The 7,741-nt window shown below is 62.9% G+C and carries 6 protein-coding genes and 1 pseudogene; 3 read left to right on the forward strand and 4 right to left on the reverse strand.

Annotated elements, in window-relative coordinates; all coding sequences use genetic code 11:
• Positions 1 to 8 precede the first annotated feature (8 nt).
• From tkt to NMG46_RS22995, 3 genes are read right to left on the reverse strand one after another with little or no spacing between them, the layout of a single operon-like run.
• Positions 9 to 2,015, reverse strand: coding sequence for a transketolase (gene tkt / locus NMG46_RS22985; RefSeq protein ID WP_254819811.1), 2,007 nt, complete (start codon positions 2,013 to 2,015; stop codon positions 9 to 11).
• Positions 2,016 to 2,025: 10 nt separating this feature from the next.
• Complete coding sequence (locus NMG46_RS22990) at positions 2,026 to 2,898, reverse strand: phosphoribulokinase (RefSeq protein ID WP_254819812.1); 873 nt, start codon at positions 2,896 to 2,898, stop codon at positions 2,026 to 2,028.
• A gap of 5 nt (positions 2,899 to 2,903) precedes the next feature.
• Positions 2,904 to 3,950 (reverse strand): class 1 fructose-bisphosphatase, encoded by a 1,047-nt coding sequence (locus NMG46_RS22995; RefSeq protein WP_254819813.1) that lies wholly within the window; start codon positions 3,948 to 3,950, stop codon positions 2,904 to 2,906.
• Between the two features lie 123 nt (positions 3,951 to 4,073).
• Here NMG46_RS22995 and NMG46_RS23000 point away from each other — a divergent pair, with 123 nt between their 5' ends.
• On the forward strand, positions 4,074 to 5,033 hold the full coding sequence (locus tag NMG46_RS23000; RefSeq protein WP_254819814.1) for a LysR family transcriptional regulator: 960 nt from the start codon (positions 4,074 to 4,076) through the stop codon (positions 5,031 to 5,033).
• Positions 5,034 to 5,163: 130 nt separating this feature from the next.
• Here NMG46_RS23000 and NMG46_RS23005 read toward each other — a convergent pair whose 3' ends face one another.
• Positions 5,164 to 5,526 (reverse strand): hypothetical protein, encoded by a 363-nt coding sequence (locus NMG46_RS23005; RefSeq protein ID WP_254819815.1) that lies wholly within the window; start codon positions 5,524 to 5,526, stop codon positions 5,164 to 5,166.
• A gap of 80 nt (positions 5,527 to 5,606) precedes the next feature.
• Between NMG46_RS23005 and NMG46_RS23010 the strand changes: the two genes are divergently transcribed.
• Entirely contained in the window at positions 5,607 to 6,185 is a 579-nt protein-coding gene (locus tag NMG46_RS23010; protein WP_254819816.1) for a TetR/AcrR family transcriptional regulator, read from the forward strand.
• A gap of 46 nt (positions 6,186 to 6,231) precedes the next feature.
• Positions 6,232 to 7,535 (forward strand): annotated as a pseudogene (gene fabF, locus NMG46_RS23015) (beta-ketoacyl-ACP synthase II).
• The last annotated feature ends 206 nt before the right edge of the window (positions 7,536 to 7,741 follow it).

Below are 7,741 nucleotides of genomic sequence, written 5' to 3' on the forward strand. Positions count from 1 at the left end.
TCGTCCTCCTAGATGATGAGCTTCAGCGCCGCTGCCGCGACGGCTTCGGGCGTGATGTCGAAATGCCGGTAGAGATCCGGGGCAGGGGCGCTGGCGCCGAAACCAGCCATACCGACGAAAGCGCCGGTGTCGCCGATCCAGCGGTCCCAGCCGAGCCGTGCTGCGGCTTCGATGGCGATGCGCGGCGCCAGGCCGAGGACGGCCTGGCGGTAGTCCGCATCCTGTTCCTCAAACAGCTCCCAGCACGGCATCGAGACGACCGCGGCGGCGATGCCGTGCTCGGTGTCCAGCCGTTCGGCGGCGGCAATAGCGATCTCGACCTCCGAGCCGGTGGCGATCAGCGTTACGGCGCGGTGCCGGGCTGGCTCGCGCAGGATGTAGGCGCCACGGCTCGACCGGTTCTCGTCGACGTGCCCCTGGCGCAGCATCGGCAGGTTCTGGCGCGAGAGCACCAGCACGCTTGGCCGGTCCTCGCTTCTCAGTGCCAGTTCCCAGCATTCCGCCGTTTCGATGATGTCTGCCGGACGGAAGACGTTGAGGTTTGGCGTCGCCCGCAGCATTGCCAGGTGCTCGACCGGCTGGTGGGTCGGGCCGTCCTCGCCGAGACCAATGGAATCATGCGTCATCACATAGATGACGCGCTGGCCCATCAGCGCCGAGAGCCGCATCGCGCCGCGCGCATAGTCGGCAAAGCACAGGAACGTGCCGCCATAAGGCACGAAGCCGCCATGCAGCGCGATGCCGTTCATGGCTGCGGCCATGCCGTGCTCGCGGATTCCATAGTGGATGTAACGGCCGGCGTAGTCGCCCGGCGCGATGCGATCCATGCCCTTGGTGATCGTCAGGTTCGAATGCGTCAGATCGGCGGAGCCGCCGACGGTCAGTACGGTTGCGGCGTTGATTGCAGCGAGCGCCATTTCCGAGGCTTTTCGCGTCGCAACCTTGGTCGCCTTTTCGACATGCTCCTTGCGGAAAACACCGAGCGCTTCGAAGACCGCGTCAGGCAGGGTGCCGGCGACCGCGCTCTCGAAGGCCTCACGCTGCGGCGAGGCGACAAGCCGCTGCTCCCAGGCCCGCCGCACCGCTTGACCGCGGCTGGCGATCTCGCGCCAGGCGAAAAGGATGTCGTCCGGCACCTCGAACGGCGCGTAGGCCCAGCCGATGTTCTCGCGCGTCGCGGCGATCTCCGCATCGCCAAGCGGCGCGCCATGCGTCTTTTCCGAACCGCCCAGATTGGGCGCCCCCTTGCCGATCACCGTACGGCAGGCGATCAGAGACGGCTGGTCCGATTGCTGCGCCGCTTCGATTGCCGCCGCAACAGAGTCGGTGTCGTGGCCGTTCACCGACTGGACATGCCATCCAGCGGCTTTGAACCGTGACGGCTGGTCCATCGATGTCGACAGCGAAGTCGGTCCGTCGATCGAGATCGCATTGTCGTCCCAGAAGACGATCAGCCGGGAGAGCTTCAGGTGACCGGCAAGATCGATCGCCTCGTGGCTGATGCCTTCCTGCAGGCAGCCGTCGCCGGCGATCACGTAGGTGAAATGGTCAACGAGATCGGCGCCGTGCCGGGCAGCAAGCATGCGCTCCGCCAGCGCCATGCCGACCGCGGTCGAAATGCCTTGTCCAAGCGGACCGGTCGTCGTCTCGATGCCGAGCGCATGGCCATATTCCGGATGTCCGGCGGTTCGGCTGCCCAACTGGCGAAACCGCTGCAATTCTTCGATAGGCATGTCTTCAAAGCCGAGCAGGTAATGCAGCGCATACTGCAGCATCGAGCCGTGCCCGGCCGACAGCACGAAGCGGTCACGATCGGGCCAGTTGGGGGCCGACGGATCGATAGTGATGAAGCGGCTGAACAGGACCGTTGCGACATCGGCCATGCCCATCGGCATGCCCGGATGACCGGAATTGGCCTTTTGGACGCTGTCCATCGCCAATGCGCGAATGGCGTTGGCCATGTCGCGCTCCGAGACGGCGGCGACGGGCTTCAATGCTGCTGCCTGGCTGTTCATGGCGTCCTCCTCACGACACACGGTTCTTGCGTTCGATCAATTGCAGGATGAGCGGCGTCAGGATCAGCTGCATGGCAAGGTCGAGCTTGTTGCCGGGCACCACTATGGAATTCGGCCGCGACATGAACGAGTCGTGGATCATCGAAAGCAGGTAGGGGAAATCGATGCCGCGGGGGTTGGCGAAGCGGATGACCAGCATCGATTCGTCGGGCGTCGGAATCCAGCGTGCGATGAACGGATTGGACGTGTCGACGATCGGCACGCGCTGGAAGTTGATGGCGGTCTGCGAAAACTGCGGGACGATGTAGCGGACATAGTCCGGCATGCGCCGCAGGATCACGTCCATCACCGCCTCTGTGGAATAGCCGCGCGTTGCGCGGTCGCGGTGGATCTTCTGGATCCATTCCAGATTTATCACTGGCACCACGCCGATCCTAAGGTCAGCGTGCCTGGCCAGGTTGATCTTGTCGGTAACGACGCAGCCATGCAGGCCCTCGTAGAAGAGCAGGTCGCTCGGCGGGAATTCGCGCCATTCGGTGAAATGTCCCGGCGGCGTGCCGTACTGCTTCTCCTCATCCTCGTCATGGATGTAGGTGCGGGTCTTTCCGGTTCCCCGGCGGCCATATTCCTCGAATACCTCTTCTAGGATGGCCAATTCATTGGCCTCGGCATGGAAGTGGGTGAAGTTCGGATTGCCCGCCTTTTCCTCCTCGGCCACTTTCGCCTTCATCGTGGCGCGGTCGTAGCGATGGAAAGCATCGCCTTCGATGAAGGCGGCCCCGATGTTCTCGCGCCGGAAGATCAGCTCGAAGATGCGCTTGACAGAGGTGGTGCCTGCGCCCGACGACCCGGTGATGGTAATGATGGGGTGCTTTGCCGACATGGTGTTCAGGCCCTGAAAAGGCCGCGGCGGCTGAACAGCGGCGCGCGCTCGCCGATGGCGCTCGGTTCGGTGTGGTAGCGGGTGATGCGCGCGACTTCGCGCGCCGATCCGAAAACCATGGGCACGCGCTGGTGAAGGTTCTCTGGTTCGATTTCGAGGATGCGGGTGATCGTATCGGTTGCGGCACCGCCCGCCTGTTCGACGAGATAGGCGATCGGGTTTGCCTCATAGACGAGGCGCAGTCGCCCCTGGCGGTAAGTCTTGCGCTTGTCGCCCGGATACAGGAATACGCCGCCGCGCATCAATATGCGGTAGCAGTCCGCGACGAGGGAGGCGATCCAGCGCATGTTGAAGTCCTTCTCGCGTGGGCCTTCGGTGCCTTCGAGGCAGTCGTCGATGTAGAGCCGCACCGCCTCGTCCCAATGCCGGTAGTTGGCGGCGTTGATGGCGAACTCCTGGGTTCGCTGTGGGATGATCCGGCTCTCGTAGGCCTGGACGAAGGTGCCGAGCCGGGTCGAGAGAACGAAGACATGGGTGCCGCTGCCGAGCGACAGAACCAGCGCCAACTGCGGCCCGTAGATGAAGAAACCGGCGCCCAGCTGGTTCACGCCTGCCTGCAAAAACGAGGCGGCCGGATTCCTATCCGGCGCACCAATTGCAGGGAGGAGCGAGAAGACGGTTCCGATCGACACGTTGGTGTCGATGTTGGATGAGCCGTCGAGCGGGTCGATGGCGATGGCAAGAGGCGCTTGCCTGTCGAGCAGCACCGGCTGCTCCAGTTCCTCGGAAGCGTAGAGCGCGACCGGAGCGTGGCGCATCGCGTCGAGGAAGATGTCATCGGCAAAGACATCGAGATCCTTCTGGATGTCGCCGTCAGCGTTGGCGCCGCGAGTTCCGGCAAAGGCCGTGCCGAGCACCCCTTGATTGATGGTGTTGCGGATCGTGGTGGCCGCCTGCGTCAGCTGACGGATGGTCGCTACCACCGCGGAGCGCAGTTCGTCCGGCTCGCCAAGATAGGAGTTCAGAAAAGCGTCGAGCGTTGCCGCTGGCATCGTAACCTCCCGATCCAGCCGCCTCTCCTCGGGTCGGCCGGATTGGGAAAGGAGAACAAACGACGCTGGATAAGTAAAATTCAATAACTTTACTCAGGCAGTAAAAAAATTTTAGTATGCCCTATGAGAAACCTCACGCTTAAGCAATTCAAGACCGTTCAGGCAATCGTCAGCCACGGAAAAATCGTCAGCGCAGCCAAGGTGTTAGGCCTGTCTCCTCCAGCGGTGACGATCCAGTTGCGGCAGGTGGAGGAGGAGTTCCAACTGGCCTTGTTCGACCGGACGTCGGACGGCATGCGTCCCACTGCCGCAGGTCTGGCCTTCGTCGAGACGGCACAGGCCATCGAGGAGCGGCTTCGTCTGCTCGAAGACAAGATGGATGCGATCAAGGGCGTGCGCGCCGGCAGCTTGCGGCTCGGCGTCGTTTCCACGGCCAAATATTTCGCGCCGCGGCTGATGGCCGCCTTCATGAAGGAACATCCCGATATCGACATGCGCCTTGCCATCGGCAACCGCGCCGAGACGATCGACAATCTCAAGAACCACGACATCGATATCGCGCTGATGGGACGCCCGGCCAAGGAAATCCCGGTGCGTGCTTCGGTCTTCGGCGATCACCCGCTGGTCATCATCGCGCCGCCCGACCACCCGCTGGCGTCCGCACGCGACATTTCCAAGGAGCGGATCGCCGAGGAGCATTTCCTCATTCGCGAGTCCGGCTCCGGAACGCGCATCTCACTGGAAATATTCCTGAGCGACGTACCCGGTCGCATCGACGATCTCGGCGTCGAGATGGACTCTAACGAGACCATCAAGCAGGCGGTGATGGCCGGGCTCGGCATCGCGTTCATCTCTGCCCACACCATCGCTGCCGAAACCGAAGCCGGCCGGTTGGTTATCCTCGACGTTGTCGGCATGCCGATCCGCCGGCAATGGTTTTCGGTGATGCGCAGCGATCACGCGATCTCGCCGGCGATGGCGACCTTCCACGATTTTCTGATGCGCAAGGGCGCGATGTACCTGCCCCTGTTCGGCAAGCTCTATCCGCACGAGGAACCGAACACTGCAGGTCGCGCGAGTTAGCGCGCGCGGTGCAGGCAAAACGCTTGCTCCCCAAACCTTATTCGATGGCGTGATCGAGGCACCGTGTGGCGAGCCGCGCGGACGCGAGAGCCAACGGCCAGCAGCACGCAGGTTGCGGCTACACGTCGGCTCAGCGCATTGTCGCGTCGGCTCGCAGACGCCTGTTCGTCTCGGTCGAGACCGTCACTTGCTCGCCGGACCTTGAGAACGCGTAGAGCGAGCCCTGGTGACCCGGCATGGAAAAGGCCACGGAGTCGTCGTCGGCGAGACCCATTACGACGCGCAGCGGATCGCTCCCGGTCTTCGGCGCGAAGGTGGCGGTGACCTCCAAGAGGTCGCCGTCGGCCGGGACGTAGTAGACCACCATGTCAAGGTGTCCCTCGTGCAGGCTGCCGCCCTCGATCGGGCGTCCGATGGTGGCCTCCTCGGCAAAAGCCGGGGTCGCGAGAAACAGCGCGGCCAGGAGCGATGCGCTCAGGGTATTGCGGATCATCTCATATCTCCTTTTTTAGATTGCGTTCGACCTCTATATGATTTATAGATTACGGATGCAATCCAAAAAGGAAGCTAACGATGCGCGTAAGTCGTACCCAGGCCGCGGAAAACCGCGAAACCGTAATCAACGTGGCAAGCCGCCTTTTTCGGGAGCGCGGCTTCGACGGTATCGGCGTCAAAGATCTGATGAAGGGCGCCGGACTGACCCAAGGCGCGTTTTACAAGCAGTTCGCATCCAAGGACGACCTGGCGGCGCAGGCGTCCCGGCGGGCGATGGAGAGCGCCACCCGTCGATGGTCGGCCGCGACTGCGGCAAACCCTGATGATCCGCTTGGCGCGGTTATCGCGTTCTACCTCAGTATGGATCATCGCGGAGAAAAGATGGACGGCTGCCCGATCGTGGCGCTCGGCTCGGATGCCGCCAGACAGGGCAAGGACGTGAAAGCGCCGTTCGAAGCCGGAATCAAGGAGCATCTCGAGATCCTCGGCCGTTTCATCGCTGGAACCGGTGGCGGGGAGTTCGACGGCAAAGCCATGGCCATTCTCTCGACGATGGTCGGTGCGCTGATGTTATCGCGCGTCATCAACGATCCAGACCTCGCGCAGGCCTTGCTAGATGCGGCGGCCAATCAGGTTCGCGAAGCAGCCGGTGCTTGAGCGGCGTTGCGGCGCCCGCGGCGCGCCCGAACTGATAGGAAAATAGATGCGACAAATTGTGGTTACGGGCATGGGAGCGGTTACGCCCCTTGCTGCCGATTCTGAAACGTCCTGGTCGCGTCTCCTGGCTGGCCGCTCGGGTATCCGGAGGCTTGCGGATGATATGGTGGGCGACCTGCCGGCGAAGGTCGGCGGGGTGGTGCCTTCCACACAAGAAGATCCGGACGCTGGTTTCGATCCGGATGCCTTCTTTCCGCCGAAGGATCAGCGCAAGGTAGATCGGTTCATTTTGTTTGCCTTGGCGGCGGCAGAGGAGGCGCTCGCCAAAGCAAGATGGGCACCCATCTCGGAAGCTGATCGCTTGCGCACGGCCACGATCATCGCCTCGGGCGTCGGCGGATTCCCGGCCATAACCGAGGCGGTGCGCACGGTCGACCGACGCGGCGTCCGCCGTCTATCACCTTTTACGGTGCCGTCGTTCCTGGTGAACCTCGCGGCAGGCCACATCTCGATCCGCTATGGCTTCAAAGGTCCGCTCGGTGCACCGGTGACGGCGTGCGCGGCCGGCATTCAGGCGATCGGCGATGCGGCTCGCCTAATTCGCGCCAACGAAGCCGATATTGCCGTGTGCGGCGGGACGGAAGCATGCATGAATATCGTCAGCCTCGGTGGGTTTGCCGCGGCACGCTCTCTTTCGACCTCCTTTAATCACCGTCCTGAAGAGGCCTCCCGACCGTTCGACAAGTCGCGGGACGGTTTCGTCATGGGCAAGGAGCCGGCATGCTGGTCATCGAGGAATTGAGCCACGCCCTGGCGCGCGGCGCAAGACCGCTGGCCGAGCTTGTCGGCTACGGCACGACGGCTGATGCTCATCACGTCACCTCCGGTCCCGAGGACGGCGACGGTGCGCGCCGGGCCATGGAGATCGCAATCGCCCAAGCAGGGATTTCGCCCCGCGAAGTTCGTCATTTCAATGCCCATGCGACCTCCACGCCGGTAGGCGACCTGGGTGAGATCGAAGCAATCAAGAGCGTGTTCGGGCGCGATATCGCGATTGCTGTCAGTGCAACGAAATCGGCGACCGGACACCTGCTCGGAGCCGCTGGCGGGCTCGGAGCTATCTTCGCAATCCTGGCGCTCAGGGATCAGATGGCACCGCCGACCCTCAATCTGAGCGCTCCCGATCCGGCCGGCGACGGGATCGACTTCGTCGCAAACCAGGCCCGGCCCATGGCGATGGACTACGCAATCTCCAATGGCTTCGGCTTCGGAGGCGTTAATGCCAGCGCGCTGTTCCGGCGCTGGACGGATGATCTGGCCGGCGCGAGCACCGGAGGCGCTCATGATTGACGCCTTTCGCTCCGACCTTTCGCGCTTCTCCCCCGCAATGCAAACACGAAGAAAGATGTGACCTTCATGAACAGGACCAATCTAGCAGGCTGTTGAAAAAGTGGCTCGCAGCGAGGCTGTGAGCGTGATTCAGTGTCTTCGGAGAGATTCGGAGAGCGAGGCATGCGCGGCGGAGACGAACGGTCTGGCGAACTGTTCAGTTATGT

This window comes from Mesorhizobium sp. LMG 17147 (assembly GCF_024297145.1).
GTDB lineage: Bacteria > Pseudomonadota > Alphaproteobacteria > Rhizobiales > Rhizobiaceae > Mesorhizobium.